The following is a 19,881-nucleotide window of genomic DNA, read 5'->3' as shown; positions in this document are numbered from 1 at the left end:
TCCACCTAGTTTTTTAACCTTTTCTAAACAATCCTAATACTTCAACCGTTTCGGTAATGTTAACGAATGCATGAGGGTCAATTTCAGAAATTGTTAATTTCATACTTGCTAATTCTTCTCGAGAAACAACGGTCATAAGTACACGTTTCTTTTCGCTAGAATAAGCACCTTCGCCATCAAGTAATGTAATGCCACGTACAACAGTTGAAAGAAGTTGTTTTTTCATTTTTTCCGCTTCATTTGTTACAATCATAAGTGTAACCTTTCGATGTTTCGTATGAATAGCATCGATAACTTTACCAGTTACATAAATGGAAAGTAAGCTTGTAAGGGCAACATCCCAAGTGAAGAAGAATCCTGCAATAATAACAACGACTGCATTTAAAATAATAAGGAATCCACCAAGTTTAATGTCTCTTTTGCGAGACAACAACATACCGATAATATCAAATCCACCAGTTGATCCATTACAGTTAAAAACAAGACCGATACCAGCTCCGGCAATGACACCACCAAAGATGGAAGATAAAAGTGGATCTGTTGCTACGACTTTTACTGGAACGTAGTATAATGCAACAGATAATACAATAACAGAGACAATCGTGTTAAAAATTACTTTTTTTCCAAGGCCTATGTATCCTAAAATAAGGATAGGTAAGTTTAATACAAAGTTAATAATACCTGTGTTTACAGGAGTTACAATCCCTAAAATAATAGCAATTCCGCCAATTCCACTACTTAAAATTTTGTGGGGGATAAGGAAAAGATTAAAGGCAATCGCAATAATAATAGAACCAATAATAACACCAAGAAATCTGACCATCTCTTTCCCGTCCTTCACTAAAAAATTCATATTATTTCAAGATTATATATGATATTGAAAGTTTTGGGTAAAAACAGTTTATTTCGGTAAATTTGATTAATCAAAAGAATTTGAGTATTTTATCATTTGAAAGGGGATACAGTTGTGAAGATAAAAACATATCAACAGAAAAGCCCGTTGAAGCAAGAATGTGAGGATTCTTATTTTTGTAATGAAGAAAATAAGATATATGGTGTATGTGACGGTGCAACACCTCTCGTCCCGTTTCGTGATGAACAGGGACATAATGGAGCATACATCGCTTCGCATTTATTTGCAAGTTATTTTGCTTCATTACGTGAAAATCATAGTTTACCAGTTGCAGTTGCAAAAGCAAATGAAGCATTGCAAAGAAAAATGTTAGAATATAAGGTAGATACGAGAAAAAAAGAGCATTTGTGGTGCACATGTATTGCGGCAGTTCAAATAGGTGGAGAGAAAATTGAATACGCACAGTTAGGGGACTGTATGATTGTCGCAATACTTCGAAATGGAACAATACAAGTATTAACGAAAGACACAGTTGAAGGAATTAGCAAACGAGCAAAAAAGAAGAGAGAAGAAGATCGTAAACAAGGGTTATCTGTACTAGAAGAACATGTTTTTCAAGATGTGCGAGAACAGTTAAAATATAATCGTTATCTTGCAAATATGCAGGGCGGGTATTCCGTTGCAAACGGAATGAAAGAAGCGATACATTATTTACAGCATGGTGAATTACATATAGATGAAGTGAGCGGCATTTTTATTTGTTCAGACGGATTATTCCACCCAGATTGGTCGCTCGAACAAGCTGTTGCATATATAAGAAAGAATAGTATAAGTGAATATGTAGCAATTATCGAAAAGCTAGAAGGAGAAAAGAGAATAAGACCAGATGATAAAACAATGATGATGATTGATTTTTAAGGGAGGATGTTCAAATGGAAATTAAATGTGTTAATTTAACCTTTCAAGATGAATTAGTTCCTTTAGAAAAAGTGAATAAACTGATTATCCACCATACATCCGAAGATGGATGGGATGTATATCAAACACATGAGTTTCATCAAAAAGTAAGAGGATGGAGCGGGATTGGTTACAATTATTTTATTGAAGAAGATGGAACCATAGTTGAAGGACGAGGTTTACATATTGGAGCACATGCGAAAGATAATAATAGGGATACAATTGGAATATGTATGACAGGTAATTTTGATAAATACGATCCAACTCCTGCACAAATGAATGCATTATATTCTTTATGTAAAATGTTTATGAAGCAGTTTGCTATAAAGAAAGAAAATATACTTGGTCATAGAGAGCTAGAAGGGGTTACAAAAACTTGTCCTGGAAAGCGTTTTTCTATGGTAGAGTTAAGAAACGTACTATCATAAATATAGAGGAGTAACAAATGATGATGAATATAAAAATACCAAATGATAAAAAAGAAGAGCTAGTAGCACAAATTCAGCAATTTTTCGTTGAAGAAGATTTAGATGAAATTGGACGCTTCCAAGCAGAGCGTTTAATAGAAGAAATGATTAAATTAGTAGGACCATTTGCATACAATCAAGCAATTGGAGATGCTAGAAAGCTTGTAATAGAGAAATTATCTAATATTGAAGAAGACTTGTATGTGTTAGAGAAGAATGAAGGGAAATAAAAAAGACTAGAAATTCTAGTCTTTTTTTATTTGATTGATAGAAAAAACATGGAGAAAACACGGGAAGGACATTGAAAATACACCTTTTGTTTTTAGAATATTCTTAGTTTTAAAATACTTCAGAAAGGGAGAGCGTAATGAGATTAACGCCAAGAGAAATTGATAAACTGCTAGTAGTTGTTGCGGCTGATTTAGCTTATCGACGAAAGGAGAGGGGGCTTAAGTTAAACTATCCAGAAAGTATCGCTATTATTACGTATGAAATTTTGGAAGGAGCAAGAGATGGTAAAAATGTGGCGGAATTAATGGAGCTTGGAAAAAATATTTTAAGTGCTGAAGATGTTATGGATGGTATTGCAGACATGATATCAGATATTCAAGTCGAGGCAACTTTTCCTGATGGAACAAAATTAGTAACTATTCATCAACCAATTCATTAAAGGAAGTGAATGTTATGATTCCAGGGCAATATATTCTTGCGAAAGAAGACATAGTATGTAATGGAGATAAAAAAGTAACGAAAGTTAAGGTGTTAAATCAGGGAGATAGACCTATTCAAATTGGATCTCATTACCATTTTTATGAAGTGAATGAGGCATTAAAATTCGATCGTAGTGTAGTAATTGGACAACACTTAAATATTCCAGCGGGTACAGCTGTAAGATTTGAACCTGGAGATGAAAAAACGATTGAATTAGTTCCATATTCCGGGGAACAAAAAGTGTATGGATTTAAAAATAAAGTGGATGGCGATATTCAATCTTACACAAAAAGAGGGAGATAGCATGAGTTTTAAGATGTCACGTAAACAATATGCTGATTTATACGGTCCAACTACAGGAGATTCTATTCGTTTAGCGGATACACAATTATTCGCACACATTGAGCGAAATGCCACTGTATATGGTGATGAAGCTGTCTTTGGCGGAGGAAAATCAATTAGGGATGGTATGGGACAAAATTCACAACTTACAAGGGAACAGGGGGTTGTGGATGTTGTTATTACGAATGCAATTATTATTGATTATACGGGAATATATAAAGCGGATATTGGTATAAAAGATGGGAAAATTTCAGCAATTGGTAAGAGTGGTAATCCTTCGGTTATGGATAATATTGATATCATCATTGGAACATCGACGGAAGTAATTTCTGGTGAGCGAAAAATCGTTACAGCTGGAGGTATCGATACACATGTACATTTCATATCCCCACAACAAATTGATACAGCATTAGCTTCAGGTATAACAACTTTAATTGGTGGGGGAACAGGACCGGCAGAAGGGACTAAGGCAACTACAATAACACCTGGATCTTGGAACTTAAGAAAAATGCTAGAAGCAGCAGAAGCTTTTCCAATAAACCTTGGATTTTTAGGGAAAGGAAATAGTTCAAGTCTACCTGCCTTGGAAGAACAAATATTTGCAGGGGCTATCGGATTGAAAATTCATGAAGATTGGGGAGCGACTTCTTCCGCAATTAATCACTCGTTACAGATTGCTGATAAATATGATATTCAAGTCGCTATTCATACCGATACGTTAAATGAATGTGGTTTTGTGGAAGAAACGATAAAAGCTATTGATAATCGTGTTATTCATACGTACCATACTGAAGGGGCTGGAGGTGGGCATGCACCAGATATTATAAAGATTGCTGCACTAAATAATATTTTACCATCTTCAACGAACCCGACCTTGCCATATACAGTGAATACGCTGGATGAACATTTAGATATGCTTATGGTATGTCATCATTTAAAAGCCAATATTCCAGAAGATGTAATGTTTGCAGATTCAAGAATTCGAAAAGAAACAATTGCGGCAGAGGATATTTTGCAAGATTTAGGGGTTTTCAGCATGATTAGCTCTGACTCACAGGCGATGGGAAGGGTTGGAGAGGTTATTATTCGCAATTGGCAAACCGCCGATAAAATGAAAAAGCAGATTGGTAGTTTAGAGGGAGATAAAGAATATAACGATAATAATAGAATTCAACGCTATATAGCGAAGTATACAATTAATCCAGCTATTACACATGGGATTTCAGAATATGTCGGCTCTATTGAAGTAGGAAAGTACGCTGACCTTGTAATATGGGATCCGCAATTTTTTGGTGTTAAGCCAGATATGGTTTTGAAAAACGGGATGGTGGTGATGGCATTAATGGGAGACGAGAATGCTTCGATTCCTACACCACAACCATATTATGAAAAAAAGATGTTTGGTGCATATGGAAAAGCAGTACAGTCCAGTTCGATTACATTTGTATCGAAAGTAGCTTATGAGAATAATATTAAAGACAAATTAGGTTTAAATAAAGTTGTATTACCTGTTAAAAATACGAGAGAGATTTCGAAGCAAGATATGAAGCTAAATAATGCAACACCAGAAATTGAAGTGGATCCGCAGACATATGAAGTTAAAGTTGGTGGAAAAGTAATCACGTGTGAAGCAGTAGATGTACTACCTATGGCTCAAAGATATTTTTTATTTTGATATAACGGGGGAGATAAAATGATTATTGAAAAAATTAATAACAACGTATGCAATATGGATGATTTTTCAAATACAAAAAAGCATCTTGATAAAATATTGATTTCTAGTGAGCTTTTACTGAAGAGGGTTCAGAAACTATATTCAGAATCTGGTTTTGAAATTGGGGTGTCTTTAGGTAGTGGAGAAACATTAAAGAACGGTGATATTTTATATGAAGATGAAAATCGAATTGTATATATTGAAGTATTACCAGAAGAAGTAATTGTAATTACTCCAACATCAATAAAAGAAATGGGAATCATTGCTCATAACTTAGGCAATAGACATTTACCAGCACAATTCGATGAAGGGTGCATGATTTTGGCGAATGACTACTTAGTAGAAGATTTACTTAAAAAGGAAGGTGTTCCTTATCAAAAAGAAAATAGAGTATTACCAAAACCGTTCAAGCATGCTTCACACAAACATATTTAACCTACTTAACCTACTCCAAATTAGTGATTCTAACTTCCCAACAGGAAGTTTTAGTCACTCTTTTGGATTAGAAACGTTTATTCAAGAGGGACAAGTTACAAATAAAGCCGGATTTTTCAAATGGATGAATCGATATATAAAAGTGCAATTAACATACACGGACGGCTTAATTTGCAAATATACTTACGAAGCAATTAAGAATAATGAGGGAGAACAAATTACATTTTTAGATGATTTAATAACAGCACAAACATTGCCTTTTGAATGTAGAAAAGCAAATAGAATGATTAGTAAAAGTACTTCTAAATTATTGTGTGAATTGTTTTCATTTGTAAATTTAAATATATATAAAGAAAATATTATAGGTAATAAATTACAAGGTCATCCGAGTATCGTATATGGAATATTAGGAGCGGAATTGAAAATGACAATAGAAGAAACCCTCTTAGTTTTCTTATACTCAAGTGTTGGAAGTATAATTCAAAACGGTGTGAGAGCCATTCCTCTTGGACAAACAGACGGTCAAAAACTATTACAAGAATGTCATGGATTAATCTGTGAATCTATTGATAGAATTCAAATACTTTCATTAGATGATTTTGGATTGAATGATCCTGAATTCGAAATAAATCAAATGCAACATGAAGATGTAAATGTAAGGGTCTTCATGTCATAGGGAGGAAAAATAAAATGATAAAGCCTATTAAAATTGGTATCGGTGGCCCGGTAGGTGCTGGGAAAACAATGTTAGTTGAAAAGTTAACAAAACATCTAAATACAGATTATGAAATTGCAGCAATTACAAACGATATTTATACGAAAGAAGATGCAAAGATTTTATTGAAAACAGGTGTTTTACCAGAAGATAGAATTATTGGTGTAGAGACAGGAGGGTGTCCACATACAGCAATTCGAGAGGACGCTTCTATGAATTTTGAAGCAATTGAAGAACTCATGATTAGACATAATAATTTAGATATTATTTTTATTGAAAGTGGGGGTGATAATTTAGCTGCCACATTTAGTCCGGAGCTAGTGGATTTTTCAATTTATATTATTGATGTGGCGCAGGGAGAAAAGATTCCACGGAAAGGTGGGCAAGGAATGATTAAATCTGATGTATTTGTAATTAATAAAACGGATTTGGCACCTTATGTAGGGGCAGATCTTGGAGTTATGGAGCAGGATACAAAACATTACCGACATAATAAACCATACTTTTTTACAAATTTGAAGGATGAGGAAGGTTTACAAGAATTAATAAATTGGATGCGACAAAACATTATGTTAGAAGGATTGAAAAAATGAAATCTCCTACAGGTGTCTTAAACATTGATGTGATGGAAAAGAGAGATAAAACCGTACCTATTAAGGTTTATCATAAAGATGCCTTAAAAGTAACGCAGCCGATATATTTGGACAAGTATGGTAGAGCATATTACTATATTATGAATTCTGGTGGAGGCTATTTAAAAGGAGATTTCTATTCTATAAATATAAATGTTGGTAAAGATGCGAAAACATATATAACAAGCCAATCCGCAACGAAAGTTTACAAGACTCCAAATAGTTATGCTTTGCAAGAATTGAATTTTTATATTGGTCAGAATGCTGCTATGGAATATCTACCAGACCCGTTAATTATGTACAAGGACGCAGCATATAAGCAAAAAACAAATATATATATGCAAAATAATTCTACATTGATTTTATGTGATTCAGTTACGCCTGGCTGGTCGCCGAATATGGAGAAGTTCACATACCAATATTTTGATTCGCTAACAAAAATATATATGGAAAATAAACTTGTAGTATATGATCATTTATTGCTAAACCCTTTTAAAGAGTCATTAGATCAAATGGGAATATTAAATCAATATTCCCATTATGGTACTTTCATAGTTATTAATGAGAACGTTACAAATGACTTAATTGCAGCATTAAAAACATCGTTTTCTAACACTAACAATATGAAGATTGGAATAGCTTCTACGACATGTAAAGGCTTTGTCATACGCATACTTAGTCATAATACAGAGGATATGGAGTCTATATTTTTTCAGTGTCATCGTTTTGTTAGAGAAAATTGTCTGCATGAAGAATTAACATCCTATCGAAAATATTAAGTAGGAGAAGGGGATACTATGACTAATGTGGGATTATTATTTGTTGGTGCAGTTCTATTTATGAATTCACTAGCAGCTTTTAAACTCATTGATAGCAAAAGTGTAGGGTACTTTAATTTATTTGTAGGGGCACTACAAACTTTGACACCATTATATTTATTATTTACAGGAAGTCAATCCGATGAGTGGACTATCCTATCTAATGGAACTATCTTTTTATTTGGTTTTACTTATTTATATGTTGGTCTTACAAATATACTAAAACTTGATTCTTCAGGTGTAGGTTACTATTCTCTTTGGGTTGCTATCATTGCAACGGTTATGGGAATAGTGAATCAATTACATGAGAGTGGAGGCCTACAAAGTACAATAATTTGGTTCTTTTGGGCATTCCTTTGGTTTTTATTTTTCCTGCAAGATGGGTTGAAAAAGAAGATTCATATTTATGTAGGAATTGTATGCTTCGTTGAATCTTGGATTACTGCAACAGTACCAGCTCTGTTAACACTTACAAATCATACAGATGTGTTAAATAATTTTGTAATTATTTTAGCGACTATTATAACGATCGTAGTTTTTATTATGGCACTTTTCGTTTTCAAAAGTATTCAATTTAAAGTAGAAAGGGCTAGTAACTATGTGGAAAAGTGAACTGAAGAAGGCAACTAAATTTTTTGTTATTATTATATTTCTTCATGTGCTTGGGATTCTCTTATTATTACCAGCACTGTATAAAGGTAATAGCATAATTGGAATGGCTATTATTGCATATTCTTTAGGATTGCGTCATGCGTTTGATAGTGATCATATTGTCGCAATTGATAATACTGTTCGGAAATTAATTGAAAAAGGTAAAAACTCACAGGGGGTGGGATTTTACTTCTCATTAGGACACTCTACAGTAGTATTTGTGATGATTGTATTAATTGCTTTAATTGGAAAAACGGCAAAACATGGAATGGAGAGTTTTTCTACTATAGGCGGTATTATTGGTACAATCGTTTCTAGCACATTCCTTATTATTATCGGTCTTACCAATCTGTTGTATCTTATTAAAGTGTTACGGAGCCAAGAAGATAAGCAACCAGAAAACTTAGGGTTTATATATCGTTTCGCACAACGTTTATTTAGTTTTATTAATAGTCAGAAGCAATTGTATATGATCGGTTTTTTATTTGGGCTCGGTTTTGATACAGCAAGTGAAATTGGATTAATTGCTCTTTCTACAGTAACTGCAACAAGTCAATCTATTCCACTTGTAAGTATATTTGCTTTCCCCATTTTATTTGCTGCAGGAATGTCATTGATGGATACATTAGATAGTACATTCATGAATACGAATTATAAGTGGGCAATGGAAAATAATCGAATAAGAAATTCGTATAATGTATTAATTACCTTAATATCTGTTATAACGGCTTTTTTAATAGGGGGATATCAACTATTATCTTTGCTTATTGAAAGCTATAATTTACAGGGACCGTTTTGGAATCTCATACAGGTAGTTAATTTTGATTATTTGGGTATATGTCTTGTTGTATTCTTTATTATTTCTCTTATTGTTTTTGTTGTATGGAATAGAAATGCCTTTAAAGAGCCACTTACAAAAAGTATAGAGAAATAAAAATATATCATATGTTATGTGGTTCATTATGTATATAAAGTAAAACACGTTAGATGAAAATACATCTAACGTGTTTTTATTATTTATGCTCTTTATATTCATGTACTTTTTCTTTCACATTGCCAACCGTATCTTTAGCAGTGCCTTTTACTTTATCCCATTTTCCTTCAGCTTGTAATTTTTTATTGTCAGTTACTTTCCCGACAACTTCTTTTACTTCGCCTTTTACTTTATCAATAGCACCTTCTACTTTTTCTTTTAAACCATGGTCATGTTTAGTCATACATTTCTCCTCCTTGTAGTTTGATTAGAGTTCTCTTTTCATATTGCAAGTTGAATGATGTATCTAGTAATAGCTTAACAAATATAGTTTGAATATTCAAATGATTAATGGTATAGAAAAGGAATTGTCATAGAATGTATAAGATTGTAATGGAAGGAGAAGGAATGTTAATTACATGTCTTTTGCAGTCCATATTGATTTTGTATAAGCAATTTTCATATGGGCACGTTCCATATTATTTTGACTGCTGCTACCGAATTTTGCTTGTCCGACTATTAAATGACAATTGGATTCAATAGCTGTCTCAATTCGTTTTTGAATTAAGGCAGTATGACAGCCTTTACGCTGAAATTCTGGCAAAGTAGCAGAAGCAGCTAATGAAGCAATCCCATTATTTATGTACAGAACACCAATGCCTGCAGGGGTATTTTGAACTTCAGCTATGAAAAAATGCCATCCTGGTTTATTATAAAGAATTTCGTTATTTTGGCGCACACCATCTTTTGTAAAGGATGGCATGTTAAATCCACGCACATATATGTCTGCAAAAATATGAAATTCATTTTCTTTTAGTTGGCGTACTGAAATGTTAGAAGGAAGAAGGGATGGATCTTTTCTCGGTATACTATATAAAGCGGTATGGAAGCTAGATTGATAAAAACCTTTTTCAGATAAGTAATGAAATAGTTCAGCTGTACCTTGAGCGGGTGTAATTTCAAAACGACAAGGGATTTGTAGTGATTGATAATAAGAGATAATTTCATCTAACTCATCTGTATTTGTAAATGTAATACCTTTTACCGTATTAAAAGCCGGACCAGCAATTACTTTTGATGAAAAAGCAGTGGCACTACCGAACTTTTTCATTTGTACTTGCATTGGATTTTCGTTTATTGCTTGTAATAGCGTTAATCTAGAAGAGAGCATATGTATTTCTGCGTTTTCAATTTCTTGAGCTGTATTAAACGTCATAATCGTACTCATAAAGTTCCTCCGTCAATAAATATATTTCATAGTACATATACGATGTTTATTCTGAGATTCCTGTTGAAATGTAAGAGAATAAGAGGTTTTTTGGAAGGGAAATGGAAGTGAACTGTCGAAGGGAGTAGAAACAGATTAAAGGTGGTGCTCTCATGAAACAGAAAGACGTGCAGACATGCTCTAATTGTGGTTCTCAAAATATAGGAGAAGGTGAGTTTGTCGGTTATGCACAAATACGGAAAAAGGAGACGATGTTCACATCTTCACCGGTAGATGCTTATATTTGTACAGATTGCGGGAATGTCCTTTTATTAAAAGTACGACATTATGAAAAGTTTAAGCAGAAGCCGTTATGATTATTGAGAAGTGGTTTTATTAGAGAAATTAATAGGAGTAATATTTTATATATATATGAATACGCCTTATATAAAGAGATGACAACATATACTGTGTGGGATGCTTATTAATCGTTGCACAACATGCAAAAATGTATAGAAGAAATTGTGAATTAATATGAGAAAGAAAATTAGCCCTTCTTGGAATATTTCATATCGAAAACTCCTTTAAATGAATAAGGGAGTTTTTATTTTTTTATAACAGTAATTACCTTTAATTGTTATAATTGGTTATTGAGGGAGAATGATTTATTAACGCCACAATCTTAGAAGAAAAATAGCTAAATCGTATATAAAACCGCTATATAACACAATCGCAACCGTAAGTTGACAAAGTGCAACCACAGGAAGATAGAGATAAGTGCAATGTTTACATACAATTTAGGTAAGAAAACAAAGGGGGACACACATATGGGATTTGGTGAAAAGCTTTTTAAATTAAGAAAGGAAAAGGGCCTTTCTCAAGAAGCATTAGCTGAAAAATTAAACACAACAAGGCAAGCCGTGAGTAAATGGGAAAACGGTCAAGGTTTTCCTGAAACTGAAAAGTTAATAATGATTGGAAATGTATTTGAAGTATCACTCGACTATTTATTAAAAGAAACTGCTGAGCAAAGTAATGAAAATGTGGATGGCTATTATGTAAGTCAGGAAATGGCAGAAGGGTATATAGTGTACGGGCAAAAGATTTCAAAATATATAGCGTTAGGGTTTAGTTTACTTATTTTGTCTACAATTCCGTATTTATTATTTAAAGAAAATGCAACAATGTCGACATTCCTTGTCATTATCATTGCTGTCCTTGGAATTGGAGCAATGATGGTACCTGTAACGATAGAAGAGAGTCGATACAATGTATTGAAAAAGGAAGAACTACTATTTGATCAAAACTTTCTAAAAGAATTGACAAACAGATATGCGATTATTAAGAAAAAGTATGCAGCAGTAATAATCATTGGATTTTGTTTTATAGCTGCAGGCGCAATCCCGTTTTTGTTTGAGAAAAAGCATATCACTTCAGGAGAATTAGTACAGTATTATCCGTACTGTGTTGTACTTATTGCAATTGGAGTCTATCTTTTTGTTCGTGTGTTAGGAGTATTAGAGGTGTATCGAATTTTAGTAGAAAATAAAGAATATAGTAATCGTCTTATTTTTAAACTGAAAAAGAAAGTGAGAGAAAAAGTGGATAATTTTTAATAGGAAAAAACATACTTTTATGAAAAATTAAGATAGGAGTGTAATGATGTCAAATCTTCTAGAAATTGAAAATTTAAGTAAATCATTTGGAAACAAAGTTGTTTTAAGAGATGTTTCTTTCAATGTGCCGTCTGGATCAATTGTTGGATTCATTGGTGACAATGGGGCAGGGAAATCAACAACTTTTAAAACAGTACTACAATTAATTTCTAAAGATAGTGGTACAGTCAAAATATTTGGTAAAGAAAATATAAATAAAGATGCCAAGAATAAGGGGAAGATTGGAGTCGTATTTGATGCTATGAATCTCCCGGCTCATCTTACAATAAAACAACTAAATAAGGTTTTTGAAAAGATGTTTGACTCTTGGGATAGAGAAAATTTTTACCGATTAGTTCATTCTTTCTCTTTACCTACTTATGAAAAAGTAGGTAGGTTTTCCCGTGGAATGTCGATGAAACTATCTATAGCTGTTGCATTATCACATAATGCCAAATTATTAATTCTAGATGAAGCGACGGGAGGTCTTGATCCTTCATCTAGGGAGCAGGTGTTAGAGGAATTAAAAAGTTTTGTGAATAAAAGTAATGGTGGTATATTACTTTCTTCACATATTATGAGTGATGTAGAAAAAATAGCTAGTCACCTTATTGTGATAAAAGATGGAGAAATTTTATTGAATGAAGAAAAGGATAAGGTTTTAGACAATTATGCCATTGTAGATGTTGATGAGGAACAACTAACTTTAATCAACAAAGATATAGTTGTGGTGAAAAGGAATAATGGTTCTTATTTCAATGTACTTGTATCAGATGTGCATAAACTACCAAATGGGATTGCTCATAGAACCATTTCGATAGAAGAAATAAGTGTTTTATTAACAAGGAGTGAAAAATAAATGAAAGGTTTATTATTGACAAACTATTATCTAGTGTATCGAACTTTCTTTACGTTCATGGGAATAGCGATATTAGGATCGGGATTTGTTTTTTATTTTGGTAATGCTTCAATGTACCGTTTAATTGCTACATTCATTATCTTATTTGCTGCAATTCCTGCACTTGAAGTTATTAAGTATGAGAGTAAGTCGGGTTATGAAAAATATGTACTTACTTTACCGGTTACTAGAAATAACATTGTGCAAAGTCACTACCTTTTCTATTTTATAGTTGTAATTATTGGTACTTTATTATCGTATAGCATATTTTACGTACATGCTTCAGTTTCAGATACGCTAATTGATGATGATATATTTAAGAGTGTTTCTTTAGGGACGTTCATCATCCTTAATGCCGGAGCAATAGCCTATCCACTCCTCTATATTTTTGGAGCAGAAAAATCTGATGCTATTACAATTGGAGGCGCATGTGGGGGACTTGTTATTTATTTTGGATTACAAAGTGTAATTGGCTATTTAATAGGACAATTTCCAATATCAAATTTAAATTTATCTGTATACGTTTCAATTCTATATACAATATTTGGCGTTATCATATATATCTTTTCTTTTGTTATTTCGGTATTTATATATCGTAAGAAGGAATTTTAGTATATTTTCTCTTAGTATTTTCTGAATTATTTCCAAAGAAATAATTCAGAAAATACAGAAAAATGTCGTAATTATTTACGAGAGTCTGTTATAATAAACGAAAAATGAAAACGCTTTAAAGGGGGATATAACCAATATGATGATGAATGTACCGCTAACAATTAGTTCTATGATGGAAAGAGCAGAAAAATTGTTTTCAAAGAAAGAAATTGTTTCACGGACACATGATACAATTACGACGTTAACGTATAAGCAGTTAGGTGAAAGGACGAGAAGGCTTTCCAGTGCGTTAAAAAAGTTAGGAATTAAGGAAGGCGAGCGTATAGGAACGTTAGCGTGGAATCATCATCGACATGTGGAAGCGTATTTTGCTATTCCAGGTATTGCTTCTGTTTTGCACACAATTAATATTCGTTTATCTCCTCAACATATTTCATATATTATTCAGCACGCAGAAGATCGCATTCTACTTATAGATGAAGATCTCGTACCGCTCGTTGAAAATATTCAATCACAACTATCAGCTGTACAAGCTTACATTATTATGACTGATAAAGATGAACTTCCAAATACTACGCTAGAACCTGTATATCATTATGAAAAGCTATTAGAAGAAGGCGATCCAAATTTCCAATTTGTAAAAGATATTGATGAAAACACACCTGCTGGTATGTGTTATACGTCGGCGACTACAGGAAATCCAAAAGGTGTTGTATATACGCATCGTAGTACTGTATTGCATTGTATGGCACTTGGTTTAGCGGATACAGCTGCTTTATCGGAAAGTGATGCAGCAATGGCGATTGTACCGATGTTCCATGTGAATGCTTGGGGACTTCCTTTCGCTGCTACGTGGTTTGGATCAAAACAAGTTCTTCCAGGACCGATGTTTACACCAAAAATTTTATTAGAAATGATCCAATCTGAAAAAGTGACGTTAGCTGCTGGTGTGCCGACAATTTGGCTCGGTGTATTACAAGAGTTAGAAAATAATAGTTACGATTTATCTAGTATGACGAGAATACTATGTGGTGGTGCAGCTGCACCGAAAAGTGTTATTAAAGCATTTGAACAGAAACATAATGTTCCTTTCATCCATGCATATGGTATGACGGAAACGAGCCCACTCGTAACACTTGCGCGTTTAAAAAGTTATGAAACAGAATTATCGTATGAAGAGCAATTAGAAATTCGATCAAAACAAGGGTATCTTGTACCTGGTGTAGAGATGAAAGTAGTCGGTACAAATGGTGAAGTGAAGTGGGATGGTACAGAGATGGGAGAACTTTGTTTACGAGCACCATGGATCGCTGAAAGCTATTATAACGATGAGCGTACTGTCGAAGGTTTTCGTGATGGATGGTTATATACAGGAGATGTTGTCACAGTCGATGAGGAAGGTTGCGTGAAAATTGTTGACCGTACGAAAGATGTTATTAAAAGTGGGGGAGAATGGATTTCCTCAGTGGACCTTGAAAATGCTTTAATGGCACATGATGCTATATTTGAAGCAGCTGTCGTTGCCGTTCCTCATCCGCAGTGGCAAGAGCGACCAGTTGCCTGCGTTGTTCAAAAGAAAAATAGTACAGTAACAAAAGAAGAAATATATGCGTTTTTAAAACCGCAGTTTGCAAAGTGGTGGTTGCCAGACGATATTGTATTTATGGAAGAAATACCGAAAACATCTGTTGGGAAGTTTTTAAAACAAGCGCTTCGGAAAGAACTTGAGCATTTGCGTAAAGGGGAATAATGGAATTCATATTTGTAAACCTATTATGAAAACAAGTTGACAAATTCTAGATAGAAATATAATATAACTTCTATAATATGTTATCCGAAAATTATTTTCAGTTTACAAATGGGAGAAGCAAATATGAATACAAAAAACTTAGTTTTCGTCGCTTTATTTAGTTCTATTATGGGAGTGTTAGGGTTAATACCTCCGATTGCTCTTTCTATTACACCAGTTCCAATTACATTACAATCACTTGGTGTTATGCTTGCTGGTGGGCTGTTAGGATCACGTCTTGGTGCATTAAGTCAACTTGTTTTCTTACTTATAGTAGGAGTTGGAGCACCATTACTTGCTGGTGGACGCGGTGGTCTTAGTGTATTTGTTGGGCCAAGTGCAGGATATTTACTTGGTTATATTGCTGGAGCGTTTGTCATTGGTTATTTAATTGAGTGTTTACGTGAAGTTTCTATAATAAAAGTATTATGCATTAATATAATTGGTGGTATTTTCGTAGTTTATGTATTTGGTATTATTGTACAAGCTTTCGTAATGGATATTTCTATATGGCAGACGATGAAAGTAAGTGCTGTGTTCTTACCAGGGGATTGTATAAAAGCAATTATTGCAGCAGTTCTTGTAACAAAATTACACCGTTCATTGAAACATATTATTACGCCTGCTTTAAAGAGTGGGAAATATACAAATGCGGGATGAAAAAGAGAAGAAACACGCTCATTGCGTGTTTCTTTTTATTATTTTTAAGAGAAAGGACGTCTCATATGGGGATTACAAAAGAATATAAAAAGCATGCTTCCTTACAACCGAATAAAATAGCAATAAAGGAAAATGATCGAGTTTTAACATATAAAGAGTGGTTTGAGTCAGTGTGTAAAGTAGCAAGCTGGTTGGATGAAAAAAAGTCAAAGAATAAAACGATAGCAATTGTATTAGAAAATCGTATCGAGTTTTTACAACTATTTGCTGGTGCTGCTATGGCCGGATGGGTTTGTGTGCCATTAGATATAAAATGGAAAAAGGATGAGCTAAAGGAAAGACTAGTAATCAGTAATCCGGATATGATTGTGACGGAACGATATAAGTTGAATGATATATCGGGAGAGGAAGGAAGAGTAATAGAAATTGATGAGTGGAAAAGAATGATAGAGAACAAACTGCCTGCATATTATCCTGTAGAAAATGTACAACATGCTCCTTTTTATATGGGGTTTACATCAGGATCGACTGGAAAGGCAAAAGCATTTTTACGTGCACAACAATCGTGGATTCATAGCTTTGATTGTAATGTACATGACTTTCATATGAAAAAGGAAGATTCTATTTTAATAGCTGGAACGCTCGTTCATTCTCTTTTTTTATACGGGGCAATAAGTGCATTATATATAGGACAAACGGTGCATATTATGAGAAAGTTTATTCCAAATCAAGTGTTGGATAAGTTAGAAACGGAAAAAAATTCGGTCATGTATACAGTTCCGACAATGCTAGAATCTTTATATAAAGAAAAAAGAGTAATAGAAAATACATTGAAAATTATTTCGTCAGGAGCGAAATGGGAAGCTGAGGCGAAAGAAAAAATAAAGAGTATATTTCCTTATGCGCAAAAATATGAATTTTACGGTGCATCGGAACTAAGTTTTGTAACAGCATTAGTTGATGAAGAGAGTGAAAGAAGGCCAAATTCAGTAGGGAAACCTTGTCACAATGTGCAAGTTCGAATATGTAATGGAGCAGGTGAAGAAGTACAGAAAGGTGAGGTAGGAACTGTTTATGTGAAAAGTGATCAGTTTTTTATGGGTTACATATTAAGTGGGATTGTAGTTCCAGAATTGAATGTAGATGGCTGGATGACAGTGCGAGATGTAGGCTATGAAGATGAAGAAGGCTTTATATATATTGTAGGTAGAGAAAAGAATATGATTTTATTTGGAGGAATTAATATTTTTCCAGAAGAAATAGAAAGTGTATTACATGAACATCCAGCTGTAGATGAAATAGTTATAGTTGGTGTGAATGATAGTTATTGGGGTGAAAAGCCTGTCGCCATCGTCAAAGGAAGTGCTACGAGGCAACAATTAAAGAGTTTTTGCTTACAACGATTATCCTCGTTTAAAATACCGAAAGAATGGCATTTTGTAGATGAAATACCTTATACAAATAGTGGAAAGATTGCTCGTATGGTAGCAAAAAGTATGATTGAAAAACGGGAGAAAATATATGAATAGGGCAGTTATTGTAGAGGCGAAAAGAACACCCATTGGCAAGGAGAATGGGATGTTAAAAGATTATGAAGTTCAGCAATTAGCAGCACCACTCCTTACGTTTTTAAGTAAAGGGATTGAGAGAGAAATAGACGATGTTATATTAGGGAATGTTGTGGGACCAGGAGGGAATATTGCGAGATTATCTGCTTTAGAAGCAGGACTTGGTTATCATATTCCGGGAGTAACAATTGATCGGCAATGTGGTGCCGGATTGGAAGCGATTCGCACCGCATGTCATTTCATTCAAGGCGGGGCAGGTAATTGTTATATTGCAGGAGGAGTAGAGAGTACAAGTACGTCACCTTTTCAAAATAGAGCGCGATTCTCACCGGAAACAATTGGCGATCCTAGTATGGGGGTAGCGGCTGAATATGTTGCAGAACGTGATAACATTACGAGAGAAATGCAAGACGAGTATGCTTGCCTCAGTTATAAACGAACACTGCAAGCGTTAGAAAAAGGATATATACATGATGAAATAACGTCTTTTAATGGATTATTAGATGAATCTATAAAGCTAGAAATGAATTATGAACGAATGATTAAAAGAACAAAACCTGCATTTTTACAAAATGGTACAGTAACGGCAGGGAATTCATGTGGTGTAAATGATGGGGCATGTGCAGTTCTTGTAATGGAAGAGCGGCAAGCTCGAAAATTAGGATACAAGCCTGTTCTTCGTTTTGTTCGCAGTGCTGTAGTTGGAGTAGATCCCAACCTTCCGGGGACTGGTCCAATATTTGCGGTGAACAAATTACTAAACGAAATGAATATGAAAGTAGAGGACATTGATTATTTTGAAATAAATGAAGCATTTGCTTCAAAAGTTGTTGCTTGTGCAAAGACGTTACAAATTCCGTACGAGAAATTAAATGTAAATGGTGGTGCAATTGCGCTCGGTCATCCGTACGGTGCATCTGGGGCTATGCTTGTAACACGTTTGTTTTATCAAGCGCAAAGAGAGTATATGAAGTATGGAATTACGACGTTAGGAATTGGGGGCGGAATAGGGCTTGCTTTATTATTTGAGAAAGTAGAAGACTAGAAAGGAACTAGTTTTCTACTTTTTGAGGAACATAAGCATTGCTACCAGGTTTTGCTTTTATTTCATTCCAAGCAGCGATAACATCAGCTTTTGTTTTCCCTTTGTTATTTGGATCTTCGAAAAAGTCGCGAGTAAAGCGATTGTATTCAAACTGCGGGCTGATAGTTGTTTTATAAGTAGGATCTTTTTTTCGTTCGTTCTCTTCATACCAAAACGTTATCGCGTCTTCATATGTTTTGCCAACATTTTCTTTAAAAAACTTTTGAAGAGCTACTGTAAAGCGGAAGTTTGCTCCGATTTTTTCTTTGAAAAAAGCACGAACACCTTCGCTACAGCGGTGATTGTTAGTAATAATTGTTTGAAGAGAAAGGTCTTTATAAGGGAGGGAAGCTTTACTCACCTTTTGAACAGAGCTGTTTTTTAATATTTTACCAGTATGTAAATAATGTGAGATACGCTCGGTTATTTCAATCTTAGAGCCACTAGCTGGCAAACCATGCTCACGACAAAATGTTTGGAGTTCTGCTTTTAACCAATAATAGTTTTGGAAATCTTCAAGTGATATAAACTTTGTTAAAGGTGGACGCATGAATGTAACAACTTCTTTCTTCCATAATTTTCTTTAATTATAAAACGTATGTTCTTTTTGTGGAAGGATTAATTTGTAAATATAACGGGAAGAGGAGATTATATATGGAAAATGTAATGCAAGTTCGTGTAACTGGAATTTTAATTGAAGATGAAAAGTTATTGCTAGTAAACCAAAAAGTAGCTAATCGCAATTGGTCTTTACCTGGGGGAAGGGTAGAGAATAGTGAAACGTTAGAAGTAGCGATGATTCGAGAAATGAGAGAAGAAACAGGGTTAGAAGTTAAAATTAAGAAGCTACTCTATGTTTGTGATAAACCAGATGTTAGGCCATCTTTATTACATATTACGTTTCTGCTTGAAAGGATCGAGGGAGAAATTACGCTACCTTCTAATGAGTTTGATCATAATCCAATTCATGATGTGCAAATGGTACCGATTAACGAATTAAGTCATTATGGTTTTTCGGAAACTTTTATAAAATTGGTAAATGAAGGGTTTGCAAATGCAGGGAGTTATCAAGGCTTGAAACAAAATGTAGGCCTGTAAATATAGTTGAAGGATAGCCGTTAGCTATCCTTCATAAACATG

At 34.0% G+C, this 19,881-nt stretch carries 25 protein-coding genes; 21 read left to right on the top strand and 4 right to left on the bottom strand.

Annotated features, from left to right (window positions below; genetic code table 11):
* Positions 1-13: 13 nt before the first annotated feature.
* Entirely contained in the window at positions 14-823 is an 810-nt protein-coding gene (locus MR083_RS04105) for a YitT family protein (protein WP_000251336.1), read from the bottom strand.
* A 126-nt stretch (positions 824-949) separates the two neighbouring features.
* On the opposite strand from MR083_RS04105, the gene MR083_RS04100 reads away from it, so the two are divergent.
* From MR083_RS04100 to MR083_RS04045, 12 genes are all read left to right on the top strand, one after another.
* Positions 950-1,771, top strand: a complete 822-nt coding sequence (locus MR083_RS04100; protein WP_041184503.1) for a protein phosphatase 2C domain-containing protein — start codon at positions 950-952, stop codon at positions 1,769-1,771.
* A gap of 14 nt (positions 1,772-1,785) precedes the next feature.
* The gene (locus tag MR083_RS04095) at positions 1,786-2,238 is read left to right on the top strand and encodes a peptidoglycan recognition protein family protein (protein WP_000402972.1); all 453 of its coding nucleotides are present in this window, start codon (positions 1,786-1,788) and stop codon (positions 2,236-2,238) included.
* Between the two features lie 17 nt (positions 2,239-2,255).
* Complete coding sequence (locus tag MR083_RS04090) at positions 2,256-2,507, top strand: DUF2164 domain-containing protein (RefSeq protein WP_041184504.1); 252 nt, start codon at positions 2,256-2,258, stop codon at positions 2,505-2,507.
* 137 nt (positions 2,508-2,644) lie between these two features.
* Positions 2,645-2,947: an urease subunit gamma gene (locus MR083_RS04085; RefSeq protein WP_001241327.1), complete on the top strand. Its 303-nt coding sequence runs from the start codon at positions 2,645-2,647 to the stop codon at positions 2,945-2,947.
* Positions 2,948-2,961: 14 nt separating this feature from the next.
* On the top strand, positions 2,962-3,291 hold the full coding sequence (locus MR083_RS04080; protein ID WP_000612159.1) for an urease subunit beta: 330 nt from the start codon (positions 2,962-2,964) through the stop codon (positions 3,289-3,291).
* A gap of 1 nt (position 3,292) precedes the next feature.
* Positions 3,293-5,005, top strand: coding sequence for an urease subunit alpha (ureC, locus tag MR083_RS04075; protein WP_242268603.1), 1,713 nt, complete (start codon positions 3,293-3,295; stop codon positions 5,003-5,005).
* Between the two features lie 18 nt (positions 5,006-5,023).
* Positions 5,024-5,479, top strand: coding sequence for an urease accessory protein UreE (locus MR083_RS04070; RefSeq protein ID WP_000582801.1), 456 nt, complete (start codon positions 5,024-5,026; stop codon positions 5,477-5,479).
* On the top strand, positions 5,457-6,155 hold the full coding sequence (locus MR083_RS04065; protein ID WP_000903409.1) for an urease accessory protein UreF: 699 nt from the start codon (positions 5,457-5,459) through the stop codon (positions 6,153-6,155). The genes MR083_RS04070 and MR083_RS04065 overlap by 23 nt, the downstream gene beginning before the upstream one ends.
* 14 nt (positions 6,156-6,169) lie before the next feature.
* Positions 6,170-6,787, top strand: coding sequence for an urease accessory protein UreG (gene ureG, locus MR083_RS04060; RefSeq protein ID WP_000594924.1), 618 nt, complete (start codon positions 6,170-6,172; stop codon positions 6,785-6,787).
* Positions 6,784-7,605, top strand: coding sequence for an urease accessory protein UreD (locus MR083_RS04055; protein WP_000841917.1), 822 nt, complete (start codon positions 6,784-6,786; stop codon positions 7,603-7,605). Before ureG ends, MR083_RS04055 begins: the two co-directional genes overlap by 4 nt.
* Before the next feature lie 18 nt (positions 7,606-7,623).
* Positions 7,624-8,256 (top strand): AmiS/UreI family transporter, encoded by a 633-nt coding sequence (locus tag MR083_RS04050; protein WP_000185992.1) that lies wholly within the window; start codon positions 7,624-7,626, stop codon positions 8,254-8,256.
* A complete protein-coding gene (locus tag MR083_RS04045; protein WP_000265975.1) occupies positions 8,243-9,229 on the top strand; it encodes a HoxN/HupN/NixA family nickel/cobalt transporter in 987 nt (328 codons plus the stop codon). Before MR083_RS04050 ends, MR083_RS04045 begins: the two co-directional genes overlap by 14 nt.
* Before the next feature lie 79 nt (positions 9,230-9,308).
* On the opposite strand, the gene MR083_RS04040 is transcribed toward MR083_RS04045, so the two are convergent.
* Both MR083_RS04040 and MR083_RS04035 read right to left on the bottom strand, forming a co-directional pair.
* On the bottom strand, positions 9,309-9,512 hold the full coding sequence (locus MR083_RS04040; protein WP_000160408.1) for a CsbD family protein: 204 nt from the start codon (positions 9,510-9,512) through the stop codon (positions 9,309-9,311).
* A gap of 171 nt (positions 9,513-9,683) precedes the next feature.
* Positions 9,684-10,496, bottom strand: a complete 813-nt coding sequence (locus MR083_RS04035) for a GNAT family N-acetyltransferase (RefSeq protein WP_000104260.1) — start codon at positions 10,494-10,496, stop codon at positions 9,684-9,686.
* Between the two features lie 152 nt (positions 10,497-10,648).
* On the opposite strand from MR083_RS04035, the gene MR083_RS04030 reads away from it, so the two are divergent.
* From MR083_RS04030 to MR083_RS03995, 8 genes are all read left to right on the top strand, one after another.
* Positions 10,649-10,852 carry a hypothetical protein gene (locus tag MR083_RS04030; protein WP_000810212.1) on the top strand — a complete coding sequence of 68 codons (204 nt, stop codon included), beginning with the start codon at positions 10,649-10,651 and terminating at the stop codon, positions 10,850-10,852.
* Positions 10,853-11,302: 450 nt separating this feature from the next.
* Complete coding sequence (locus tag MR083_RS04025; RefSeq protein WP_000505618.1) at positions 11,303-12,091, top strand: helix-turn-helix domain-containing protein; 789 nt, start codon at positions 11,303-11,305, stop codon at positions 12,089-12,091.
* Positions 12,092-12,137: 46 nt separating this feature from the next.
* A complete protein-coding gene (locus MR083_RS04020; RefSeq protein ID WP_000067336.1) occupies positions 12,138-12,989 on the top strand; it encodes an ABC transporter ATP-binding protein in 852 nt (283 codons plus the stop codon).
* Positions 12,990-13,640, top strand: a complete 651-nt coding sequence (locus MR083_RS04015) for an ABC-2 transporter permease (RefSeq protein ID WP_242268601.1) — start codon at positions 12,990-12,992, stop codon at positions 13,638-13,640. It abuts the gene before it with no gap.
* Positions 13,641-13,776: 136 nt separating this feature from the next.
* Complete coding sequence (locus MR083_RS04010) at positions 13,777-15,390, top strand: long-chain fatty acid--CoA ligase (protein WP_000980170.1); 1,614 nt, start codon at positions 13,777-13,779, stop codon at positions 15,388-15,390.
* 123 nt (positions 15,391-15,513) lie between these two features.
* Complete coding sequence (locus MR083_RS04005) at positions 15,514-16,089, top strand: biotin transporter BioY (protein ID WP_242268599.1); 576 nt, start codon at positions 15,514-15,516, stop codon at positions 16,087-16,089.
* A gap of 65 nt (positions 16,090-16,154) precedes the next feature.
* A complete protein-coding gene (locus MR083_RS04000) occupies positions 16,155-17,618 on the top strand; it encodes an acyl-CoA synthetase (RefSeq protein ID WP_000513147.1) in 1,464 nt (487 codons plus the stop codon).
* Positions 17,611-18,702 carry an acetyl-CoA C-acyltransferase gene (locus tag MR083_RS03995; protein ID WP_242268598.1) on the top strand — a complete coding sequence of 364 codons (1,092 nt, stop codon included), beginning with the start codon at positions 17,611-17,613 and terminating at the stop codon, positions 18,700-18,702. Before MR083_RS04000 ends, MR083_RS03995 begins: the two co-directional genes overlap by 8 nt.
* Before the next feature lie 7 nt (positions 18,703-18,709).
* On the opposite strand, the gene MR083_RS03990 is transcribed toward MR083_RS03995, so the two are convergent.
* Entirely contained in the window at positions 18,710-19,291 is a 582-nt protein-coding gene (locus tag MR083_RS03990; protein ID WP_001247724.1) for a DUF6434 domain-containing protein, read from the bottom strand.
* A 104-nt stretch (positions 19,292-19,395) separates the two neighbouring features.
* Between MR083_RS03990 and MR083_RS03985 the strand changes: the two genes are divergently transcribed.
* Positions 19,396-19,839 (top strand): NUDIX hydrolase, encoded by a 444-nt coding sequence (locus MR083_RS03985; RefSeq protein WP_000432556.1) that lies wholly within the window; start codon positions 19,396-19,398, stop codon positions 19,837-19,839.
* Positions 19,840-19,881: the final 42 nt, after the last annotated feature.

This window comes from Bacillus cereus group sp. BfR-BA-01408 (assembly GCF_022663305.1).
Lineage (GTDB): Bacteria > Bacillota > Bacilli > Bacillales > Bacillaceae_G > Bacillus_A > Bacillus_A pacificus.
The sequence above is the reverse complement of the archived record's forward strand: the minus strand, read 5'-3'. Positions and strand labels throughout refer to the sequence as shown.